Below are 20,436 nucleotides of genomic sequence, written 5' to 3' on the forward strand. Positions count from 1 at the left end.
GCGTAACTCATTAACTCAGCACCAAAATGACCGACACAGGCCCACGGGTCCAGATCATGCCGCCCGCAATAAGCGTATTATCACCGATTGCGTACAGCCGCTTTGCTGCATCGACCTATTCAATTCTGCTGGCCCTTTGGTGGGGTTTTGATGTATCGCGCCTGCATGAGCACTTCATTGACCATCCGCCGCCCCGACGATTGGCACCTGCACCTGCGCGACGGCGCAATGCTTGAAGCCGTCTTGCCCGAAACAGCCCGCCATTTCGGACGTGCGATCATTATGCCGAACTTGGTTCCGCCAGTGGTGACGGCAGATGACGCAAACGCATATCGCGCGCGCATCATGAACGCCTTGCCAGCAGGCATGCAGTTCGATCCGCTGATGATGCTCTATTTGACCGAACAAACTGATCCTGCAGATGTTGTTGCAGCCCACAAAGCAGGGCTTATCACGGGCGTGAAGCTCTATCCCGCAGGCGCCACCACAAACTCTGCATCCGGTGTGCGTGATATGGATAAAGTGCGTCCTGTTCTTGAAGCCATGGCCGAAGCTGGTGTGCCTCTGTGCTGTCACGGTGAGGTCACTGATGCGGACATTGATATTTTTGACCGTGAAGCAGTTTTCATCGACCGCATTTTGGAACCGTTGCGCCGCGACGTACCACAGTTGCGTATCACAATGGAGCACATCACAACCTCAACAGCCGTTGAATATGTGCGCAGCGCGGATGTAAATCTTGCGGGCTCCATCACAACCCATCACCTGATCATCAACCGCAATCACATCTTGGTTGGCGGGATCAAACCCCACTACTACTGCTTGCCTGTCGCAAAGCGCGAAAGCCACCGCGTCGCATTGGTAGAGGCCGCCACCAGCGGTGATGCGCGGTTCTTCTTGGGCACGGACTCCGCGCCCCATACGGATCCGAACAAAGAGCAGGCCTGTGGATGCGCTGGCGTTTTCTCTGCGACAAACACGATGTCGTGCCTCGCACATGTTTTTGAAGTCGCGGGCGCGCTGGATAAACTTGAGGCTTTCGCCTCGCTCAACGGTCCTTTGCATTACGGCCTGCCGGCAAATGACACGACGATTACGCTGACCAAGCGCGATACGCCCGTTGGCTATCCTGAAAAACTGAACACCGGCGAGGGTCTCGTCACTCTCTTTGATCCGGGCTTCCCCCTCCACTGGCATATTGAGGCATAGATGATCCCTTCTTCCTTCCCCGACAGCACCGAAATCGCCCGTCTCACAGCGCGTATGTTGCTGGAAATTAAGGCCGTCCACTTTAACGCAGCCGAGCCGTTCAAGCTGGCATCAGGGCTTCCATCCCCCACATACATCGATTGTCGCAAACTTATCAGCCACCCACGGATCCGCAGCACGTTGATGGATTTCTTGGTGGTCGAAACCATGCGCACCGCAGGTTTCGAGGCATTCGATAACATTGCCGGTGGCGAAACCGCGGGCATTCCGTTCTCGGCCTTAGTAGCCGAGCGCATGGCACTTCCAATGACCTACGTGCGCAAAAAACCCAAAGGGTACGGGCGCAACGCTCGAATCGAAGGCGACATGAGCGAAGGCCAGCGCGTGCTTTTGGTTGAGGATCTGACAACCGATGGGGGCAGCAAGCTGTCTTTTGTCGACGCAATCCGCGAAACCGGCGCGAGCTGTGCATGGACTGCGGTAATTTTCTACTACGGCATCTTCCCAGAGACGGAAAAAACACTTGGCGATCATGGGGTTGGTCTGATCAGCCTATGCACATGGTGGGATGTATTGGCCGAGGCAAAAGCCCAAGGCACATTCGACACCGCCACCTTAACCGAAGTTGAGGCATTTTTGAACGCCCCGCGCGAATGGCAAAAGGCCAACGCCGACAAAGTCTAGCGCGACTTTTTTCGCGCTATCTTACGACACCACACGTACAGATATAGCGGCGCAGATTGCTTGCGCCGCTATATTTTGTTAGGGATGAGTTATTCACAGGATTATACAATTTGCCCTCTCTATGCGGGTTTGGCAAAATGTAAGCGGTGAGAGGTGAAGGCTCTACAAGAGCAGCATCTGAATGGGTTTGACGCGCTGCGACAGCAGTTGGGGGAATGATGAACGAGATATCGAACATGGGCCAAGTGGTCCCCGTTGGTGCGCAAAATGGTGACGATGGCGCGGACGCAGGACTTTTGCCGCACTCGATTGAGGCTGAACAACAGCTGTTGGGTGCGATCCTGACCAACAACGATATCTTTGACCGTATCGACGCCATTCTGAATCCTGAGCATTTCTACGACCCCGTTCACACACGCATCTATGAAACGGCAAAGGCACGGATTACCAAGAATGCGCTTGCGTCTCCTGTTACGCTCAAATCCTTCATGGAAGACGATGAAGGGCTACAAGAGCTTGGCGGCGCAACGTATTTGGCCAAGCTAGCGGGCGCGTCCGTTGCGGGCTTTGCCGCGCGGGACTACGCGCAAATGATTTATGATCTGGCGATCCGTCGTGAGTTGATCAGCGTAGGCCGCGATATCGCTGCGAAAGCAGGCAAAGTCGATGTGGACAGCGAGCCCAAAGAACAAATCGTCGAAGCCGAGCAAAAGCTCTACGCACTTGCCGAACAAGGTCAGGCCGAACAGGGTTTTCAATCGTTTTTGAAAGCCGTCACTGACGCGGTGAATGTCGCAAACGCCGCCTATCAACGTGAAGGTGGCATGGCGGGGATCAGCACGGGTCTGGTCGATTTGGACAAAATGTTGGGCGGCTTGCACCGATCTGACCTACTCATTTTGGCGGGGCGCCCGTCGATGGGTAAAACATCTCTTGCCACGAATATCGCGTTCAACATCGCCAAAGCCTACCGCAAAGGCATCACGCCCGAAGGACATGAAGGCGCTGAAGATGGCGGTGTTGTGGGCTTTTTCAGCCTTGAGATGAGCGCCGAACAGCTAGCGTCGCGAATTCTGTCCGAAGCCTCTGAAATCCCATCCGAACAGATCCGGAAGGGCGACATGACAGAAGGCGAATTCCGCCGTTTTGTAGATGCCGCCAAATCGCTTGAGGCCTGCCCGCTTTATATTGACGACACACCTGCCCTACCCATTTCGCAGCTTGCCGCACGGGCGCGCCGCTTGAAACGGACTCATGGGTTGGACGTGATCATCGTTGACTACCTGCAGCTTCTTCGGCCCGCGACCGCAAAAGACAGCCGCGTGAACGAAGTCTCGGAAATTACTCAGGGTCTTAAAGCGATTGCTAAAGAACTCGATATTCCGGTCATCGCGTTGTCACAGTTGTCGCGACAAGTGGAAAACCGCGAAGATAAGCGCCCGCAGTTGTCGGACCTGCGCGAATCTGGCTCAATTGAGCAAGACGCCGATATCGTGATGTTTGTGTACCGTGCTGAATACTACAAAGAGCGTGAGAAACCCGCAGATCACGAGCTAGACAAGATGGCTGCGTGGCAAGATGAAATGTCACAGCTTCACGGCAAAGCAGATGTCATTATCGGCAAACAGCGTCACGGGCCAATTGGCGATGTGCATTTGTCGTTCGAGGGTAAATTCACACGCTTCGGCAACCTTGCCAAACCGTGGCAAGGCGACCAAGGCAGCGAATACTAATCAGCAGCTTAGCTCATCACAGTCGTTGGGGCGCGATCATTTGCGATCACCGCTTTGATCTGTGTGATCAGGCCCGAAATGCGCGCAATAACAACAACATCATCCAGCCCTGCACTTAGGGCTGGTGTGTCCTCGCCGCGCGGCCACAGGGCATCGACCAACACGCGCCCATAAAACGCCCCAGCATCACTACCCTGATCCACAAAATCAGCCAGAACGTTTGCTACATCTTCTTTCAATGCCTCAATTGCGCCTGTTCCACGCACCGCATCAGAGCATAAAAGCGCACGCTCACTCGACAACATGCGGCGATATTTCAAGAGCGCCACCAAAACATCATTAATGCCTTCTGCTGCGCGCAGCGTGGCAACCATCGCATCATGCTTGGGCCGAACAATATCAGCAGCAAGAGCGCCCAAATCCGGAAAATGGCGGTAAACTGTGGCACGACCCAGGCCTGAGGCTTTCGCAACTTCTGTCATCGTGCGCGGAACATCGCCCGCGGCTGACATTTGCATCACATTGCCAAGGATGGTTTTTTTGGTTCTCAGCTTTGCTGAACTCACCGCCTCCGTGTTTGGCACTGCGGCGGGAACCGCGATTGGGGCAGTTGTTTGGCTTGGGAATTGCGTAATTTGCGACATGAGGCCACTCCGTTCTGGTGTGCTTTGACAGCAACCTAAGCCGCAAGCAGTTAAGCATCCGTAAATGCCCGTCTCTATTTGGCCTTGACCTTACCCGTCAGCTTAGGCACCCGTTCACTATGGCTACAGGAACTCTCACGATCTCACTGGACGCTGTCGTCCAAAACTGGCGCGCGCTGGATGCAATGTCCCAATCAGGGGTGCAAACGGCAGCCGTGATCAAAGCTGATGGCTACGGGCTTGGCTCAGACCGCGTCGCAAAATCCCTCGCCAATGCGGGTGCGAAGACGTTTTTCGTAGCCACTGCACAAGAAGGCGCGAAAGTGCGCCAAGCGCTTGGACCGGGCCTCGACATCATGGTCTTTGGTGGCCACATGCGCGGCGACACAGATATTATCAATGATCTGTACCTGACGCCCTTATTGAACAGTGTCGAACAACTCACCCGCCACTTTGAGGCGCTGCCATCCGCGCCCTTTGGCATTCAGCTTGATAGCGGAATGAACCGGCTTGGCATGGAGCCCGGCGAATGGGCCGCGGTGCGCGACGTTGCTCTTGGTCAAGGCCCCGCCTTAGTGATGAGCCATCTGGCCTGTGCGGACGAGCCTGATCACCCGATGAACGATTTTCAATGCGACGTCTTTTTGGAGATGACCGCCGGTGTGCAAGCCCCCCTTTCGCTTGCCGCTACTGGCGGCACGTTACTTGGGCCAAAGTTTCACTTCGACATGGTGCGCCCTGGTATCGGGCTTTACGGCGGACTGCCTTTCGCGGATGCCACACCAACGGTGCATTTATCACTACCAATTATTCAGGTGCGAGATGTGCTTGAAGGCGAGGCCGTTGGGTATGGCAATGCCTATATCGCGAAATCAGCACGCCGCGTTGCCACTGTCTCTGCTGGTTATGCGGACGGGTTGATCCGCGCTATTGGAAACGATGCAAAAGTATATGCAGGGGACACGATGTGCCCTGTTATTGGCCGTGTCTCAATGGATTTGATCACCGTTGATATTACTGATCTGTCCGGCACCCCAGATGCACTTGATATTTTGTGTCCGCACCAGACAGTTGATGATCTGGCAGACAGTGCTGGCACCATCGGCTATGAAATCCTGACCTCGCTCGGGCATCGTTACGAAAGACGCTACGCGTGATCCGGTCCGCTACATCACTTTTGGGCAGCACAGGCCGCGCTGTTCTAAACGCGATTGGCGCGATTGGCGCGGTCGCCCTGTTTGCTACACAAACAATCGGTCACATTGCACGCCCTCCATTTTACTGGCGTGAATTTGTCTCAGCCTGCATCACCATTGGATATTTCAGCCTGCCTGTTGTGGGACTAACGGCGCTGTTTACGGGTGGGGCCCTTGCGCTACAAATCTATGCAGGGGGCGCGCGATTTAACGCAGAAGCCGTGGTACCGTCGATTGTCGCCATCGGAATGGTCCGCGAGTTGGGACCCGTCTTGGGCGGCCTTATGGTTGCGGCGCGTGTCGCCTCATCGATTGCCGCCGAAATCGGCACCATGAAAGTAACCGAACAAATTGATGCGCTGGTCACCCTGTCGACCAACCCGATGAAATACCTCACTGTTCCACGGGTTCTGGCCGCCACACTAACTGTACCTGTATTGGTGCTGATCGGTGACATTATCGGGATTATGGGCGGTTATCTTGTTGGCACAAGCAGGCTTGGGTTTAACGCAGCCGCGTATTTACAAAACACCGCTGATTTTCTGGAGTTCTGGGACATTGCGAGCGGCCTCGTGAAAGGCGCGGTTTTTGGGTTCATTGTCGCATTGATGGGCTGCTATTTCGGCATGACTTCAGGGCGCGGCGCGCAAGGTGTAGGTGCCGCAACAAAAGCGGCTGTGGTGGTGGCGAGTGTACTTATCTTAGCTGCTAACTACATTCTAACAGAGGCGTTTTTCACAGCATGATCCGCCTCAAAAATGTTCATAAAGCTTTTGGAAACAATGCCGTACTCAACGGAGTTGATCTTCATGTCCCTAAAGGGGAAAGCATGGTGATCATTGGTGGTTCAGGCACAGGCAAGTCTGTAACGCTGAAATGTATTCTTGGGCTGGTAAAACCTGATATCGGCACCATTACGGTGGCTGACAAAGACATCAAAGACGGCGATAGTGATGCGCTGCTGTCGCGTTTCGGAATGCTGTTTCAGGGCGGCGCGCTTTTTGACAGCATGCCGGTTTGGCAAAACATCGCTTTTCGCCTTATTCAATCGGGTGTCTCAACCGAAGAGGCCCGTGCGCTGGCAATTGAAAAGCTGCGACGCGTTGGCCTAAAGCCTGATGTTGCAGGCCGGTTTCCGGCCGAACTGTCCGGCGGCATGCAAAAGCGCGTAGGGCTTGCGCGCGCCATCGCCGCCGACCCCGAGATTATTTTCTTCGACGAGCCCACCACAGGTCTCGACCCAATTATGGCAGGTGTGATCAACGATTTGATCCGCGAAATTGTCGTGGAAATGGGCGCAACCGCGATGACCATCACCCATGATATGTCATCAGTCCGCGCCATTGCCGACCGCGTTGCAATGTTGCACGACGGGACGATCAAATGGACCGGCACTGTTACGGAAATGGACACTACAGGCGATCCTTACGTGCATCAGTTTATCAACGGACTAAGCGAAGGTCCTATTGCGGCAATTCGCTAGCCTGCGCTTATTTTTAAACGAATTATGACGCGCCCACAGGATACGCTACTGTTAACCATAGCCCTTGGGCGACTTCTTCAAAGATAAACTAAATCGACAGCGGCGGAGGTTTCGAGTGTGATGAAGGTGTTGATTGCCGCAAATGCGCTTTTGCTGATCCTGTTCCCCCTATCGTGGTTTGCTCCGCTCATGCGTGCAGGTCTGTTGCCGCTGTTTGGTCTTAACGAAATTTCACTTTGGTCGGGTATTGCAAGCCTTTGGCAGACCGATGTGCTTCTTGCTTTGGTTGTCATTATCTTCGCGATCATCGCCCCAATCGCAAAAACGCTAGGCCTGTTGCTTGTTCAGTTGCGCATTATGGCACCAACCGCCCTGCCATTGATCGGCGTGTTAGGTAAATTTGCGATGGCAGATGTCTTCTTGATCGCGCTCTACATTGTCTTGGCAAAAGGTGCGGGCTTTGGGCGGGTTGAACCGGCTTGGGGATTATATCTTTTCACGGGCACAATCTTCGCCTCCTTGTGCCTGTCCATTGCAACCGCGCGCAGCTTGCGGCACTAACGAAACGCAAGGGCTCGCAAAGGACGTAACATGGCCAAATCAGCCAGCTTTCGCTGCACATCATGCGCCGCCGTCACGTCCAAATGGTCGGGGCAGTGTGATAGCTGTGGCGAGTGGAACTCGATTGAAGAAGAAAAGGCCCTGTCCGCGGGACCTGCCTCAAAATCCCTTGGCATGCGTCGTGGCAAAGCCTTGAACCTGACCGATCTGGCAGCACAAGACACACCGCCCGCGCGGACCTTGTCGGGCGTCGAAGAACTTGATCGTGTTCTGGGGGGCGGATTGGTCGAGGCCTCTGCCCTGCTTGTGGGCGGCGATCCAGGCATCGGTAAGTCAACACTGTTGCTGCAAGCGGCGGCAAGGTTTGCGCGCAACGGCCTCAAGGTTGTTTATGTCTCGGGCGAGGAAGCTGCAGGACAAGTCCGTATGCGCGCTCAACGTCTTAAGCTTACCAGCAGCCCTGTCTTATTGGCGGCTGAGACAAACCTGCGCGATATTCTGACCACCCTCGAAGACGAAAAACCTGATCTGTGCATCATCGATTCAATCCAGACAATGTGGGCCGATCACGTTGAGGCAGCACCTGGATCAGTCAGTCAAGTCCGTGCAGCGGCCCATGAGTTGACCAGTTTTGCCAAGCGCAACGGCATCGCCGTGATCATGGTCGGCCACGTCACTAAGGGCGGGCAAATTGCTGGGCCCCGCGTTGTTGAACACATGGTAGATACAGTTCTTTATTTTGAAGGCGAGCGCGGTCACCCGTTCCGGATTTTGCGCGCTGTCAAGAACCGCTTTGGCCCTGCAGACGAGATCGGTGTTTTTGAAATGACGGGCCGCGGCCTCGCCGAAGTCAAAAACCCCTCTGCCCTGTTTCTATCGGAGCGGGGCAAACCAACACCGGGCTCCGTTGTTTTTGCGGGCATAGAAGGCTCACGGCCCGTTTTGTGCGAATTCCAAGCGCTCGTGGCTCCTTCTCCACATGCCCAACCCCGCCGAACAGTCGTGGGATGGGACGGGGGTCGTCTTGCTATGATTTTGGCCGTGCTGGAGGCGCGCGCAGGTGTGCCGTTCACCGGACTCGATGTGTATCTCAATGTGGCCGGCGGGATGCGCGTGACCGAACCCGCCGCAGATTTGGCCGTGGCCGCCGCTTTGGTAAGCGCGCGGGAAGACGCAACATTGCCCGCAGACAGTGTCATATTTGGCGAAATCAGCCTGTCCGGTGCGCTCAGACCGGCCTCTCAAACCGAAAATAGGTTGAAAGAAGCCCAAAAACTTGGTTTTAGCGGGGCCATTACGGCGCAAACTGCAAAACCACCTGCGACACAGGGTATGGCGCTGCGGCAAATGCCAGATCTAGCGAGTTTCGTGACTGAAATCTTTGGCGACAGGTAACGCCAGCAAGAAGGACAAGTGTAAATGGACGGATTCACTCTGATTGATGGAATTGTAGCGCTTGTGATCGTGGTTTCCGCGTTACTTGCATACTCCCGTGGCTTTGTCCGCGAGGCACTTTCCATAGCAGGTTGGATCGGTGCTGCTATCTTGGCGTCTGTTTTTGCCTCACAAGCCGAGCCATTGGTCAAAGAGCTGCCCGTCATCGGCGGATTTATCGGTGAAAGCTGTGAGTTGGCCATTATTGCCGCTTTTGCAGCCGTGTTTGCGCTTGCCCTTGTGATCATGTCGATCATCACGCCGCTTTTTTCCTCCCTTGTGCAGCGATCTGTTTTGGGCGGGCTTGATCAGGGCATCGGCTTTTTGTTTGGCGTTTTGCGCGGCATCGTTTTGGTGGCTGTCGCGTTCTTTGTCTACGACGTGGTGCTGACCAACCAAAACCTCGATATGATCGACAACTCCCGCTCGGCGGCCGTGTTCGGCAAGCTTACTGGGCAAGTCGAGGAGCGCAATCCAGAGCAAGCATTGGGCTGGGTTACAGCACAATATGAGAACCTTGTCGGGGAATGCGGCGCTGCCACTTAACCCCCAAGATGTTTACTTTCTGTAAATCGTTTAGGTTTCGTTCATACAAATCGCGTTATGTGTATCTGACAACTTATTTGGTCGGTGACAGTAATGGATGTTTTGGTTCTCGAAGACTCACAGGAATTGCGTCAGGTTTGGTGTGATTTTCTTGAGGATGAAGGCCACACCGTAACGGCGGTCGACAACGCCGAAAGCGCTATGGCGGCAATGCACGATCAACCCTATGATTTGCTTATGCTCGACCTGCATCTGGAACGCGGCACCTCAATCGGTGTGTCACATTACGCACGCACAGCCCTACCCGACTGCCGGATCATTATGATCACTGGCGAACGCGTTTTTGCACATGGCAACCACATGGCCGAAATGCCAGGGGTGGATTGGCTTTTGCGCAAACCGGTTTCACTTCCTGATCTTGCAGCCCTTATTGATTACGCTGCGATGTCGCACTCGCCCAAGGCTGAGCGGGCTTAATATGGCGGACGTTCAAAAATACAATCAACGAAAAACATTTGCTGGCGTGATGGGATTAACCATCGTTGTCGCCGCTGTGACCTGGGTCTACCTGAATGCAGAACGCAATGACCAAACGATCCGCGCAACCCAAGCCCGCGCTGATGCCTTTGCCAAAACACTCAAAGCTGATCTGACAAACCGCAAAGAGGCAGCAAAACGTATGGCATCACGGATTGCCTTTGCGGGGCAACTAGACACCGATGCTTTCTTGGATGATGCCCAAAATTACCTAGATGACATGCCCGGCAATCTTGCCATTAGCTGGCTCGACAGCAACTTTATCGCACGATCAACTGCGCCCATTACAAACATAGTGGCCAACGGTCGTGATATTTCTGCGATCAGCCCCGACAGGCGCCGCGCATTGTTCGCGGGCCGCGACAGCAGACAAACCACAATGACAGACCCAGTCCCTCTTTTGAACGATGATGGCATCGGCTTTTTGGTGTTTGAGCCGGTGTTCAATGCAGGTAAATTCATGGGCGGCATTGTGTCCGTGTTTTCGGTGGAAACATGGTTAAAGGAGCTGGCACCCGCAGATGTCAGCACGTCTTTGACCCTTAGCGGGGAGCCTATCTTTGCGTCACCAGACTTTGCCTCAAATCCGGCAAAGAAAATTGCCACCGCCAGCGCGCAATACCTTGGTAACGAATTGAACGTCGCGCTAAAGCCTCGTGCGGCTTTCTTGCAAGCACAACAAACATATACGCCCGAAATCGGAGCTATGTTTGCGGGTATTTTAACACTTATGGGCGGGCTTTTGCTGCTAAGTGCGAACGGTTTGCGCAATGCGCGCATAGCCAGCATCCGTGACCAAGACGAGTTGGAATATAAAAACGCGCAGTTGCGCGACGAAGTACTCTACCGAAAATCTGCTGAGGCAGCTGCGAAAAAAGCCGATGATGCCAAATCGCGCTTCCTTGCGGTGATGAGCCACGAAATCCGCACGCCTTTGAACGCAATCATGGGAATGTTTGAATTGATCGAACGGGCAGACATTCCCGAACGCCAGAAACGTCAGGCGGTCAGTGGCCACCGCTCAGCAGAACGCTTGTTTGCAGAACTCACCAAAGTGCTTGATGTGTCGCGCCTTGATGCAGAGGTCGTTACCATCACCCCCACCAAAGTACGCACAAACCTAGCGATTGAGGAGTTGCGCTCACAGCTTAGCGGCTTTCAGGCGCGCGCTGGCAACAACATATCAACAGAACTTATCGTAGACCCCGCCATTCCTCAAAGCATGTTCATTGATCTGGAGCGGGTTTCACAAATTTTGACGAACCTTTTGGACAATGCTTTCAAATTCACCGAAAGCGGCCAAGTCAGCATGCATATTCACATCGACAAAGACACCAATGGTTTGATCTTTGACATCTTTGACATCTGTGACACGGGGCCAGGCATTTCGAAAAGTCATGAGGCCGAGCTGTTCAAGCGTTTCTATCAAATCGACAACGGAGTCGCACGGCGCACGGAAGGCAGCGGCCTTGGCCTGTCGATCAGCAAGGAAGTCGCCGCCCTTTTATCGGGGACCCTTTCCGTCCGCCCAAACAGCCCCAAGGGCAGCATATTTACACTGACACTATATGATTGGCGACAAGTCGATGCAGAAATTGCTTGATAAACCTTCCGTAACACACGAACCGACGGCGAATACCGCGACTAAAAAAGTATTGATTGTAGAAGACGATCCCGCAACGCAATTCATGATGGCAGAGTTCATGGATGCCTTGGGCTATAGCTATGAGTTAGCTGAGGATGGAGACATCTGTCTTGATCTTCTGGCCAATGAAAGCCACAGATTTGCGCTTATTCTAATGGATATTCATATGCCTAAATTTTCGGGCATCGAGGCGTCTGCGCGCATTCGCGATATGCAAGAGGACCCGCCCCGCAACCTGCCGATTTATTTGATGTCTGCGGATCAAAATTACCACAGCCCCCGCGCCGCCCATGACTTGGGACTAACCGGCGCGCTTCCCAAGCCCGTGCGCATGGGGGAACTCGACAGCCTTTTGGGCAGCTACTTGTAATCGCGCGCAGGGCATAGCTGCCCGACCTTTCGTTTTACACCTGAAATCGCATAGCTTGTTAGGAAACTTCCGTGACACCGACAAAGCGAGTAGCTACAACGGCCACACCTGACGCGGATTCGGAGATGCACCCGTTGTGACTGAGACACCTCACACCTCCCGCCCTGAGAGCACCCCAAAATCTTTGGCCCAAGAGCCAGTCTTTCGGGCCGACCCGTTTGATGATGATAAGCTAAAAGAAGAATGCGGTATTTTCGGCGTACACGGCCAGCAAGATGCGGCAAACTTTGTGGCACTCGGGCTGCACGCTTTGCAGCACCGCGGCCAAGAAGCAGGCGGCATCGTTGCGCACCACCCCGAACACGGTTTTAACAACGCTCGCCGTTTTGGCTATGTCCGCGACAACTTCACGTCTCACTCAGTGATGGAAACCCTGCCCGGGCCCGTTGCAATCGGGCATGTGCGCTATTCAACAGCTGGTTCCAAAGGCCAAACTTCAATCCGTGACGTGCAGCCCTTTTTTGGTGAGTTTTCCATGGGCGGTGCGGCCATTGCCCACAACGGCAACATCACCAACGCCGACGCGCTGCGCCGTGAGTTGACCGAACGCGGCAGTATTTTCCAAAGCTCGTCCGACAGTGAATGTATCCTGCACCTGATGGCGCGTTCGCTTCAGCGCACGATCCCCGAACGGATGGAAGATGCACTGCGCCGCGTGGAAGGTGCGTTTTCAGTTGTTGCGATGACCCGCACAAAACTGATCGGCGTGCGTGACCCGCTTGGTGTTCGCCCGCTGGTACTTGGCAAACTTGGGGATGGCTATGCGCTGTCATCAGAGACCTGTGGCCTTGATATCATCGGTGCAGAGTTCGTCCGCGAGATCAAACCCGGCGAGATGGTTGTGATTACCGATAATGGCGTAGAAAGCTCTTACCCCTTCCGCCCACAACGCCCCCGTTTCTGTATTTTCGAGCACGTCTATTTCAGCCGCCCAGACAGTATTCTTGGTGGGCGTAGCGTGTATGAAACCCGCGAAGCAATTGGCCGCGAGTTAGCAAAAGAGAACCCGGTTGAGGCCGATCTTGTTTGCCCTGTGCCTGACAGTGGCACCCCTGCGGCGATTGGTTTCAGCCTTGAAAGCGGCATTCCCTATGCAATGGGCATCATCCGCAACCAATACATGGGCCGGACATTCATTGAGCCCACTGAGCAAATCCGCAACATGGGTGTGCGCCTTAAGCTCAACGTCAACCGCGCGCTGATCAAAGGAAAGCGCGTGATCCTGGTCGACGACAGCGTTGTGCGCGGTACCACCAGCCGCAAAATCAAAGAGATGATTTTGGATGCTGGCGCAAAAGAAGTGCACTTCCGCATCGCGTCGCCCCCCACAGCTTGGCCTTGTTTTTACGGCGTTGATACGCCTCAGCGTGAGAAACTACTTGCGGCAACTATGTCTGAGGACGAGATGCGCCAGCACCTTGAAGTGGACAGCCTGAAATTCATCTCACTCGATGGTCTTTACCGTGCCGTGGGCGAGGCAGAGGGCCGCGATCCGCAGCATCCGCAGTATTGTGACGCGTGTTTCAGCGGTGAATACCCCGTTAAGCCGACTGATATGATCGAAAAAGGCTTCGAAATGAAGGCCGCTGAATAGGCCATGGGCCCGCGCATCCTGATCCTTGGAAGTGGTCCGGATGCGCCACAATCCGCCAATTGGGACCGCAGCATTTTTGACCACATAGTGGTGATAAACAACGCGTGGCGGGTGCGCACTGATTGGTCGCATCTTATTCATCCCGAAGATTTTCCTGCGGACAAACGTCCCGCAACGGTATCCCCAGCCCAAAAGATCATTACCGCAGATGACTATGTCACGGTGCAAAACACATACGGCGGCTTTGTTTACGCCGGTGGGACAATGGCTTTCACTGCTGGATACTGGGCGTTGGGTGCGCTGCGCCCATCTGTGATGGCATTCTTTGGATGTGACATGATGTACGCCGCCCAAGGCAACACCCACTTTTACGGCACAGGCACCGCAGACCCACTGCGCGAAGACATAAGCCTTCGTTCGCTTGAAGCTAAATCCGCCCGCTTAGCACTTCAAGCAAACGCCCAAGGCTGCAACGTCGTAAACTTGTCAGCCGCTCCAAGCCGGCAAGTCTTTCCACGGGCCAAACTTGCAGACATCAGACATCTACAAACCACGCCGCCCCCACCTTCTGATATGGCGATGGCGGATGTGCTTAGCGCAGAAAAATCGCTTGGCTATTTCGTGGCCTCAGGGCGTTATTGGGAAAGCTCAGAGCAATTTGACGTAGACGAGATTGATCGTCTTGATGCCATGTGGCGCGCGGCCTATTTGCCATCTTGACGTTCCAGCCCTCACGCAGCACACCACGCATATGACGAATGACACAAAAATCGCCCTCATCACCGGTGCCAGCCGTGGCCTTGGCCATGCGCTTGCGCTCGCCCTTGCGCCGACCCATCACATCATTGCCGTTGGCAAAACCGTTGGGGCCCTCGAAGAGCTTGATGATCTAATCCAAGCACAGGGTGGTCAGGCAACTTTGGCTCCGATGAGCATTCAGACAGAAGCGGCGATGCAGCAGCTGTGCCGTTCTATCCACGATCGGTGGGGGCAAATTGATTTTTGGGCGCATACAGCAATTCACGCAGCCCCCTTGGCACCGGCAAATGCGATGGGACCAAAAGACTGGTCAAAATCCGTTGAGATCAACGTGAATGCTACTGCACAGTTGATCCCGATGATTGGGCCCCTGTTGCGTCCAACCGCTCATGCTGTGTTTTTTGATGATGCTGCTGTCGGTCAGAAATTCTACGGCGCCTATGGTGCAACGAAAGCCGCACAGATTGCGCTTGCCAAAAGCTGGCAGGCGGAAAGCGCCAATATTGGCCCACACATTCACATCACAACACCTGCCCCAATGCCCACCAGCACACGCGCGCGTTTTCACCCTGGTGAGGACAGGAATCTGCTGACAGATCCAGCAGATGAAGCGAAACGCATCTTGGCAGATATTTTTTAGGCCCACGGCACCGCTCTGCTTGCCCCACGCCCCTTGCTCGCCTAACACGGGTGTATGCGTATTTTAATTACAAATGATGACGGCATCGCTGCCCCCGGCCTCAAGATTATGGAGGCCATTGCGCGCGACGTCGCGGGCCCTGATGGTGATGTCTGGACCGTAGCGCCTGCGTTCGAACAATCAGGCGTGGGCCATTGCATCAACTATACCCACCCCACAATGATTTCCGAATTGGCGCCACAGCGCTTTGCTGCCCAAGGCGCGCCCGCAGACTGTGTTTTAGCAGGACTGCACCACGTCATGAAAGACTGCCCGCCCGATTTGGTTTTGTCCGGCGTGAACCGTGGGAACAATTCAGCCGAGAACACGCTTTATTCAGGCACCATCGGTGCTGCGATGGAAGCAGCACTTCAAGGGCTGCCCGCAATTGCGCTGTCGCAATACTACGGACCTGCCATGAAGGATTTGGAAGACCCGTTCGAAGGGGCAGCCGCGTTTGGCGCGGAGGTTGTTAAGCAGCTTTTGAAAACAGGCTTTGAGACACCAGAGGCACACGGGTACCGCACATTTTATAATGTGAACTTTCCACCCGTTGCCGCAGCAGATGTCAAAGGCACCCAGGTCGTACGCCAAGGTCGCCGGCAAGGCACAAGCTTCAGCGTGTCCCCCCAAAACTCCCCCACAGGTCGACAGTTCATGTGGGTGAAAGGTGGCGATCAGCGTGCCCCGTCAGCCGCAGGTACCGACGCGGCGGTAAACCTTGCAGGCTACATCAGCGTCACCCCGATGCGCGCCGATTTGACAGCTACAGATGAGCTTGACCGCCTATCACAGGCATTCGACCGCCCATGAACGCGCCAAGTTACACCCCCGAGCAGAAGATGCAGTTTCTCTTTGCGCTCCGCTCTCGCGGGTTAACGGACGCTCGCGTGCTCAATGCCATGGAGGCGGTGGACCGCGCACAATTTGTCCAAGACGGTGTTTTTAAAGACCGCGCATACGAAGACATGCCCCTACCGATTGCATGTGGCCAAACCATCAGCCAGCCTTCCGTTGTTGGCCTGATGACCCAAGCACTTGACGTAGGTCCGCGCCATCACGTTCTCGAAATTGGTACAGGCTCTGGCTATCAAGGCGCAATTCTATCTCATCTGGCGCGGCGGGTGTTCACCGTTGATCGTCACAAGCGCCTTGTCGATGAAGCGCGCGCCACTTTTGAGGCGTTAGACCTGCGCAACATTACGGCCGTAACCGCAGACGGCAGCCGTGGTTTGCCTGACCAAGCGCCCTTTGATCGCATCATTGTCACCGCCGCCGCCGAAGACCCCCCAGGCCCCCTCTTGGCGCAATTGAAAATCGGGGGTATCATGGTTGTACCCTGCGGACAGGCGGAGACGGTTCAAACCCTGGTGAAGGTTGTTCGTGGCGAAGACGGATTTGACTATACCGAACTGCGCGACGTGCGGTTCGTACCTCTACTTGAAGGGGTCAGCCGCGATTAAATTGACGCGGCACACCAAAACAGAGGCCAAAAGGCCCGTAAATTGAGCAGTTACGCTATGGCGAACGACCATGGCACAGCATATTGAGGAACAGGCCATGTACGCCACGAAACTTTCAATGCCGGCAAAAGCAATTGTCTTATGTTCGGCCCTTGCCCTTGTTGCAGGCTGCGAGCAAGTCAAACAGTGGGATTTTGATTTGCGCGGCCTTACTGGCAACGGCGCTGATACGTCATCCGCCGCGCGTGGTGCCTCGGCATCCCGTCCCGAACCTGATAACCGTGGCATCATCAGCTATCCCAACTATCAAGTTGCTGTCGCACGTGACGGCGACACACTTCAGGCCGTCGCTGACCGCATTGGCGTTAATGCTAATGAGCTGGCGCGCTTTAACGGCATTCGCCCTAGCGACCCGTTGCGCAGTGGTGAGGTTGTGGCCCTGTCCAACCGCGTGGCAGAGCCTTCCCCCGCCACAGGTGCGTCCGCCACCGGGCCGATCCGCGCACCATCATCGGTTGACGTAACAACACTTGCCGGCAGCGCGATCGATAAAGCAGAGGCCCAAGCAGGCGCTGCACCAACGGCATCTGCCTTGCCTCAAACGGGCGTGGAGCCTATCCGCCACCGCGTTGAGCGTGGCGAAACTGCGTTTTCTGTCGCGCGCCTTTACGGCGTCAACGTCCGCTCACTTGCAGATTGGAACAGCCTTGGATCGGACTTGGCCGTGCGCGAGGGGCAGTTTTTGTTGATCCCCGTAGCACCCCCTGCCCCAGTAGCCGCAAGCGCCACCAAACCAGGTGCGGGTTCAAACGCCCCGACGCCGCCATCGGCAGCGACCCCCCTGCCAAGTGATGTGCCCGGTGCTGCCAACGCACAAGACGCAACACCCCAAGCGCCAGATTTGGGCACCAGCACAACACCGGCTGCCGCAACGGCGCGCTTTTTGTATCCTGTGCGCGGCTCAATCATTCGCGAGTACAAAAAGAACGTAAACGAAGGCATCGACATCGGTGCGCCCGCAGGTACGAATGTTAAGGCAGCCGACGCAGGTCAGGTGATCTTGATCAGCAAAGACACAGACCAAATCCCGATTATCATCATGCGTCACAGCGATGGCCTAATCACTGTTTATGCAAATGTGGACGGTCTGCGGGTCAAAAAAGGTGACACGGTAAAGCGCGGAGAGACCATCGCAAAAGTGCGCGCCACAAGCCCAAGCTTTTTGCACTTTGAAGTCCGCAAAGGCTTCGACAGCGTTAATCCAGCGCCGTATTTGCCGAAGTAAACCAGCTTAGTCAGGCGGGTCGTTAACCACCTTTAGCCTGCAAGCGAGACGCCTTTGCGTCCTGCGAGATCGGTGAAATACTGCCAGGCAACGCGCCCAGATCTACTGCCGCGCGTTGCTTGCCATTCAATAGCTTCGGCACGTAACTCTGCATCGCCAATATCGACACCAAAAGCATCACAATATCCGCGGATCATCGCGAGGAACTGATCTTGATCGCAAGCATGAAAGCCCAACCACAGTCCAAAACGGTCCGACAGACTGACTTTTTCTTCCACGGCTTCGGCTGGGTTAATCGCACCGCCACGCTCGTTCTCGATCATGTCACGCGGCATCAGATGGCGACGGTTTGACGTCGCATACAGCACCACATTATCGGGGCGGCCTTGCACCCCGCCGTCCAACACCGCCTTGAGCGATTTGTAATGCGCATCATCGTGGCCAAAGCTGAGATCATCGCAAAACAGAATAAATCGACACTCAGGGGCATCGCGCAGCAGCTCAAGCAAACGCCCGATTGTCGGAAGGTCTTCGCGTTGAATTTCGACCAGCTTACACGAAGTATTTTCAGCATGAACAGCGCCGTGTACAGCTTTGACAAGACTGGATTTTCCCATGCCACGCGCGCCCCATAGCAACGCATTGTTTGCTGGCATGCCGTTCGCAAACTGCTTTGTATTGGCCAACAAAGTGTCCCGCCCCCGATCGACCCCAACCAGGAGTTCTAACGGCACCCGCGAGACATCTGCGACGGGGACCAAACAATCAGGCTGGGTCGACCAGACAAACGCGCTTGCGGCACCTAAATCAGGTTTTGAAACAGGCGGGGGCGACATACGCTCAAGCGCCTGCGCAATCCGTTCAAGCGCATCGGTGGGTAAAGTCGCAGTCATCACCGGTTCTCTTCTTCGTCCGTCCCGCCGTCACCGTGCAGTTCTTCGTCCCAGAGACCTTCGTCTTTCATCTTCTGAATACGGCGCTTTTCTACACCCTGAACCAACCAGATAGAAATCTCGTAAAGACCATAGACCACCACGAACAGGATAACTTGCGTAACAACATCGGGGGGCGTGACCAAAGCCGCCAAAACCAGAATGCCCACAACCGCGTATTTGCGCACAGCCCGCAGACCAGCGGCGCTTACCAAGCCAGCCTTGCCCATTAAGGTTAACAAAACAGGCAACTGGAAACACAGACCGAAGGCGAAAATAAATTTCAAAGATACATCTAGGCTTTCACGCACAGAGCCCAGAAAGACTGTACTTAACTCATTGTTAGCCTGTGGTGCCTCGCCGGTGACCAATCCTGCAATGGACGGGATGACATCAGAAAAGCCGATAAAGAAATTCATCGCCAGCGGCGTCACGACGTAGTGCGCAAACGAAGCCCCCAACATGAAAAGCGCAGGGCTTGCGATGATGAACGGCAAAAAGGCGTTTTTCTCGGTCTTGTACAAGCCGGGCGCAACAAAGCGCCAAAGTTGGAACGCGATTACGGGGAAACTAAACGCAAAGCCCGCTATGACCGAAATCCGGATCAATACAAAGAACTTCTCTTGTGGTGCCGTAAAAATCAACCGCGGGTCTTCACCGCGCGAACGCAGGATGTCCGCGATCGGTTCGGCGAGAAATTCCAAGATCGGTTCGGCGATCGTAAAGCATGCGACCATCGCAACCAAAAAAGCCACGACACTGCGAATGAGCCGTGTACGCAGCTCAGTCAGGTGTTCGATCAAAGGTGCAGCACTATCATCAATCTCGGCTTCGGGGGCTTGGGATGTATCGCTCATGCGTCACCTTCGGATTTGCTTTGCGCGCTTGGGGTCGCATCGGTCGCAGGTTTTGCTGCGGCCACTTCTGCCTCGGCCTCAGCCAGCGCAGCCCGCGCGGCCTCTGCACGTTTTTCGGCTTCTTTAATCTTAGTGGCGGCTTGGATTTTAGCAGCCGCATCACTGCGTTCGGGCGACAGTGACGGCTCACCCTCGTCCCCGTCCTTCAATGGGTCCCATGCCTCAAACGCGCGAGAGGCTTGATCAAGCTTGTCCAGACCAAGCGCCTTTTTGCTTGTCATGTTCTGAAAGTCGCGCGCCACATCCCCAACACCTGTTGAGTTTGCCGCTTGGTTCATCGCAGATGTGAACTCGCGCGCCATGCCTTTGGCCTTGCCGGAAAAGCGCCCCAACGTGCGGAACATCTGCGGCAGGTCCTTGGGTCCCACCACAATCAACGCCACCACACCCACGACGATCATTTCGCCCCAGCCAAGTCCAAACATCTACAATTCCTTTACAAGCATTACCCGCACGCGCGGATTAGGCTTTGTCTTTTTCAGTCTCAGGTGTGACGTCTTTTGCTGCGTCCGCCTGCTCTTGCTCAAGCTCTTCGGTGCCGTCTTTGACGCCTTTTTTGAACGCGGTGATGCCTTTGCCCACTTCGCCCATCAAAGACGAGACTTTGCCGCGGCCAAACAGAACCAACACGACGACTGCAATCAGCAAGAAACCCATGGGGCCAATGTTGTTCAACATGTCTAAACTCCTTCGCGCTTGGTTGCG

General features: G+C 54.9%; 23 protein-coding genes. 18 read left to right on the forward strand and 5 right to left on the reverse strand.

All coding sequences use genetic code 11. The features are described from left to right. Window positions 1-165: 165 nt before the first annotated feature. From pyrC to NeNHUV3_RS03070, 3 genes are all read left to right on the forward strand, one after another. Window positions 166-1,209, forward strand: coding sequence for a dihydroorotase (pyrC, locus tag NeNHUV3_RS03060; protein WP_391482422.1), 1,044 nt, complete (start codon window positions 166-168; stop codon window positions 1,207-1,209). Beyond that, window positions 1,210-1,893 (forward strand): orotate phosphoribosyltransferase, encoded by a 684-nt coding sequence (locus NeNHUV3_RS03065; protein ID WP_391482424.1) that lies wholly within the window; start codon window positions 1,210-1,212, stop codon window positions 1,891-1,893. A 218-nt stretch (window positions 1,894-2,111) separates the two neighbouring features. Next, on the forward strand, window positions 2,112-3,626 hold the full coding sequence (locus tag NeNHUV3_RS03070; RefSeq protein ID WP_391482426.1) for a replicative DNA helicase: 1,515 nt from the start codon (window positions 2,112-2,114) through the stop codon (window positions 3,624-3,626). An 8-nt stretch (window positions 3,627-3,634) separates the two neighbouring features. On the opposite strand, the gene NeNHUV3_RS03075 is transcribed toward NeNHUV3_RS03070, so the two are convergent. Then, window positions 3,635-4,270 carry a TetR/AcrR family transcriptional regulator gene (locus NeNHUV3_RS03075; RefSeq protein ID WP_391482428.1) on the reverse strand — a complete coding sequence of 212 codons (636 nt, stop codon included), beginning with the start codon at window positions 4,268-4,270 and terminating at the stop codon, window positions 3,635-3,637. Window positions 4,271-4,389: 119 nt separating this feature from the next. Between NeNHUV3_RS03075 and alr the strand changes: the two genes are divergently transcribed. The 15 genes from alr (at window position 4,390) to NeNHUV3_RS03150 (ending at window position 17,882) form a co-directional block, all read left to right on the forward strand. Further along, window positions 4,390-5,427: an alanine racemase gene (gene alr, locus NeNHUV3_RS03080; protein WP_391482429.1), complete on the forward strand. Its 1,038-nt coding sequence runs from the start codon at window positions 4,390-4,392 to the stop codon at window positions 5,425-5,427. A gap of 20 nt (window positions 5,428-5,447) precedes the next feature. Beyond that, window positions 5,448-6,212, forward strand: a complete 765-nt coding sequence (locus NeNHUV3_RS03085) for an MlaE family ABC transporter permease (protein WP_391483163.1) — start codon at window positions 5,448-5,450, stop codon at window positions 6,210-6,212. Beyond that, window positions 6,209-6,949: an ABC transporter ATP-binding protein gene (locus NeNHUV3_RS03090; protein WP_391482431.1), complete on the forward strand. Its 741-nt coding sequence runs from the start codon at window positions 6,209-6,211 to the stop codon at window positions 6,947-6,949. Before NeNHUV3_RS03085 ends, NeNHUV3_RS03090 begins: the two co-directional genes overlap by 4 nt. 120 nt (window positions 6,950-7,069) lie before the next feature. Continuing rightward, the gene (locus tag NeNHUV3_RS03095; RefSeq protein ID WP_391482433.1) at window positions 7,070-7,510 is read left to right on the forward strand and encodes a paraquat-inducible protein A; all 441 of its coding nucleotides are present in this window, start codon (window positions 7,070-7,072) and stop codon (window positions 7,508-7,510) included. Window positions 7,511-7,540: 30 nt separating this feature from the next. Beyond that, the gene (gene radA, locus NeNHUV3_RS03100) at window positions 7,541-8,905 is read left to right on the forward strand and encodes a DNA repair protein RadA (RefSeq protein ID WP_391482435.1); all 1,365 of its coding nucleotides are present in this window, start codon (window positions 7,541-7,543) and stop codon (window positions 8,903-8,905) included. Between the two features lie 24 nt (window positions 8,906-8,929). Beyond that, window positions 8,930-9,490: a CvpA family protein gene (locus NeNHUV3_RS03105; RefSeq protein ID WP_391482436.1), complete on the forward strand. Its 561-nt coding sequence runs from the start codon at window positions 8,930-8,932 to the stop codon at window positions 9,488-9,490. A gap of 93 nt (window positions 9,491-9,583) precedes the next feature. Continuing rightward, entirely contained in the window at window positions 9,584-9,967 is a 384-nt protein-coding gene (locus tag NeNHUV3_RS03110; RefSeq protein WP_391482438.1) for a response regulator, read from the forward strand. Window position 9,968: 1 nt separating this feature from the next. Then, window positions 9,969-11,630, forward strand: a complete 1,662-nt coding sequence (locus NeNHUV3_RS03115) for an ATP-binding protein (protein ID WP_391482439.1) — start codon at window positions 9,969-9,971, stop codon at window positions 11,628-11,630. Continuing rightward, complete coding sequence (locus tag NeNHUV3_RS03120) at window positions 11,596-12,042, forward strand: response regulator (protein ID WP_391482441.1); 447 nt, start codon at window positions 11,596-11,598, stop codon at window positions 12,040-12,042. The genes NeNHUV3_RS03115 and NeNHUV3_RS03120 overlap by 35 nt, the downstream gene beginning before the upstream one ends. 184 nt (window positions 12,043-12,226) lie before the next feature. Then, entirely contained in the window at window positions 12,227-13,696 is a 1,470-nt protein-coding gene (gene purF / locus NeNHUV3_RS03125; RefSeq protein ID WP_048598189.1) for an amidophosphoribosyltransferase, read from the forward strand. 3 nt (window positions 13,697-13,699) lie between these two features. Further along, window positions 13,700-14,416, forward strand: coding sequence for a hypothetical protein (locus NeNHUV3_RS03130; RefSeq protein ID WP_391482442.1), 717 nt, complete (start codon window positions 13,700-13,702; stop codon window positions 14,414-14,416). 31 nt (window positions 14,417-14,447) lie between these two features. Continuing rightward, complete coding sequence (locus NeNHUV3_RS03135; RefSeq protein ID WP_391482444.1) at window positions 14,448-15,095, forward strand: SDR family NAD(P)-dependent oxidoreductase; 648 nt, start codon at window positions 14,448-14,450, stop codon at window positions 15,093-15,095. A gap of 54 nt (window positions 15,096-15,149) precedes the next feature. Beyond that, window positions 15,150-15,947, forward strand: coding sequence for a 5'/3'-nucleotidase SurE (gene surE, locus NeNHUV3_RS03140; RefSeq protein WP_391482445.1), 798 nt, complete (start codon window positions 15,150-15,152; stop codon window positions 15,945-15,947). Further along, window positions 15,944-16,597, forward strand: coding sequence for a protein-L-isoaspartate(D-aspartate) O-methyltransferase (locus NeNHUV3_RS03145; protein ID WP_391482447.1), 654 nt, complete (start codon window positions 15,944-15,946; stop codon window positions 16,595-16,597). Before surE ends, NeNHUV3_RS03145 begins: the two co-directional genes overlap by 4 nt. A 70-nt stretch (window positions 16,598-16,667) precedes the next feature. Further along, complete coding sequence (locus tag NeNHUV3_RS03150; RefSeq protein ID WP_391482448.1) at window positions 16,668-17,882, forward strand: peptidoglycan DD-metalloendopeptidase family protein; 1,215 nt, start codon at window positions 16,668-16,670, stop codon at window positions 17,880-17,882. A 32-nt stretch (window positions 17,883-17,914) separates the two neighbouring features. On the opposite strand, the gene NeNHUV3_RS03155 is transcribed toward NeNHUV3_RS03150, so the two are convergent. The 4 genes from NeNHUV3_RS03155 to NeNHUV3_RS03170 are packed head-to-tail and all read right to left on the reverse strand — an operon-like array spanning window position 17,915 to window position 20,409. Then, the gene (locus tag NeNHUV3_RS03155; protein WP_391482450.1) at window positions 17,915-18,775 is read right to left on the reverse strand and encodes an ATP-binding protein; all 861 of its coding nucleotides are present in this window, start codon (window positions 18,773-18,775) and stop codon (window positions 17,915-17,917) included. After that, window positions 18,775-19,671: a twin-arginine translocase subunit TatC gene (tatC, locus tag NeNHUV3_RS03160; RefSeq protein ID WP_391482452.1), complete on the reverse strand. Its 897-nt coding sequence runs from the start codon at window positions 19,669-19,671 to the stop codon at window positions 18,775-18,777. Before tatC ends, NeNHUV3_RS03155 begins: the two co-directional genes overlap by 1 nt. Beyond that, complete coding sequence (gene tatB, locus NeNHUV3_RS03165; protein ID WP_341246511.1) at window positions 19,668-20,156, reverse strand: Sec-independent protein translocase protein TatB; 489 nt, start codon at window positions 20,154-20,156, stop codon at window positions 19,668-19,670. Before tatB ends, tatC begins: the two co-directional genes overlap by 4 nt. A 37-nt stretch (window positions 20,157-20,193) precedes the next feature. Further along, on the reverse strand, window positions 20,194-20,409 hold the full coding sequence (locus NeNHUV3_RS03170; protein WP_048597959.1) for a twin-arginine translocase TatA/TatE family subunit: 216 nt from the start codon (window positions 20,407-20,409) through the stop codon (window positions 20,194-20,196). Window positions 20,410-20,436 lie beyond the last annotated feature (27 nt).

The sequence above is a fragment of the Nereida sp. NH-UV-3 genome, from assembly GCF_042939535.1.
Classification (GTDB): Bacteria; Pseudomonadota; Alphaproteobacteria; order Rhodobacterales; family Rhodobacteraceae; genus Nereida; species Nereida ignava.

Coding starts and splice junctions, on each gene's coding strand:
- pyrC (WP_391482422.1), top strand. CDS start 166: ATGAGCACTTCATTGACCATCCGCCGCCCCGACGATTGGCACCTGCAC.
- NeNHUV3_RS03065 (WP_391482424.1), top strand. CDS start 1,210: ATGATCCCTTCTTCCTTCCCCGACAGCACCGAAATCGCCCGTCTCACA.
- NeNHUV3_RS03070 (WP_391482426.1), top strand. CDS start 2,112: ATGAACGAGATATCGAACATGGGCCAAGTGGTCCCCGTTGGTGCGCAA.
- NeNHUV3_RS03075 (WP_391482428.1), bottom strand. CDS start 4,270: ATGTCGCAAATTACGCAATTCCCAAGCCAAACAACTGCCCCAATCGCG.
- alr (WP_391482429.1), top strand. CDS start 4,390: ATGGCTACAGGAACTCTCACGATCTCACTGGACGCTGTCGTCCAAAAC.
- NeNHUV3_RS03090 (WP_391482431.1), top strand. CDS start 6,209: ATGATCCGCCTCAAAAATGTTCATAAAGCTTTTGGAAACAATGCCGTA.
- NeNHUV3_RS03095 (WP_391482433.1), top strand. CDS start 7,070: ATGAAGGTGTTGATTGCCGCAAATGCGCTTTTGCTGATCCTGTTCCCC.
- radA (WP_391482435.1), top strand. CDS start 7,541: ATGGCCAAATCAGCCAGCTTTCGCTGCACATCATGCGCCGCCGTCACG.
- NeNHUV3_RS03105 (WP_391482436.1), top strand. CDS start 8,930: ATGGACGGATTCACTCTGATTGATGGAATTGTAGCGCTTGTGATCGTG.
- NeNHUV3_RS03110 (WP_391482438.1), top strand. CDS start 9,584: ATGGATGTTTTGGTTCTCGAAGACTCACAGGAATTGCGTCAGGTTTGG.
- NeNHUV3_RS03115 (WP_391482439.1), top strand. CDS start 9,969: ATGGCGGACGTTCAAAAATACAATCAACGAAAAACATTTGCTGGCGTG.
- NeNHUV3_RS03120 (WP_391482441.1), top strand. CDS start 11,596: ATGATTGGCGACAAGTCGATGCAGAAATTGCTTGATAAACCTTCCGTA.
- NeNHUV3_RS03130 (WP_391482442.1), top strand. CDS start 13,700: ATGGGCCCGCGCATCCTGATCCTTGGAAGTGGTCCGGATGCGCCACAA.
- NeNHUV3_RS03135 (WP_391482444.1), top strand. CDS start 14,448: ATGACGAATGACACAAAAATCGCCCTCATCACCGGTGCCAGCCGTGGC.
- surE (WP_391482445.1), top strand. CDS start 15,150: ATGCGTATTTTAATTACAAATGATGACGGCATCGCTGCCCCCGGCCTC.
- NeNHUV3_RS03145 (WP_391482447.1), top strand. CDS start 15,944: ATGAACGCGCCAAGTTACACCCCCGAGCAGAAGATGCAGTTTCTCTTT.
- NeNHUV3_RS03150 (WP_391482448.1), top strand. CDS start 16,668: ATGGCACAGCATATTGAGGAACAGGCCATGTACGCCACGAAACTTTCA.
- NeNHUV3_RS03155 (WP_391482450.1), bottom strand. CDS start 18,775: ATGACTGCGACTTTACCCACCGATGCGCTTGAACGGATTGCGCAGGCG.
- tatC (WP_391482452.1), bottom strand. CDS start 19,671: ATGAGCGATACATCCCAAGCCCCCGAAGCCGAGATTGATGATAGTGCT.
- tatB (WP_341246511.1), bottom strand. CDS start 20,156: ATGTTTGGACTTGGCTGGGGCGAAATGATCGTCGTGGGTGTGGTGGCG.
- NeNHUV3_RS03170 (WP_048597959.1), bottom strand. CDS start 20,409: ATGTTGAACAACATTGGCCCCATGGGTTTCTTGCTGATTGCAGTCGTC.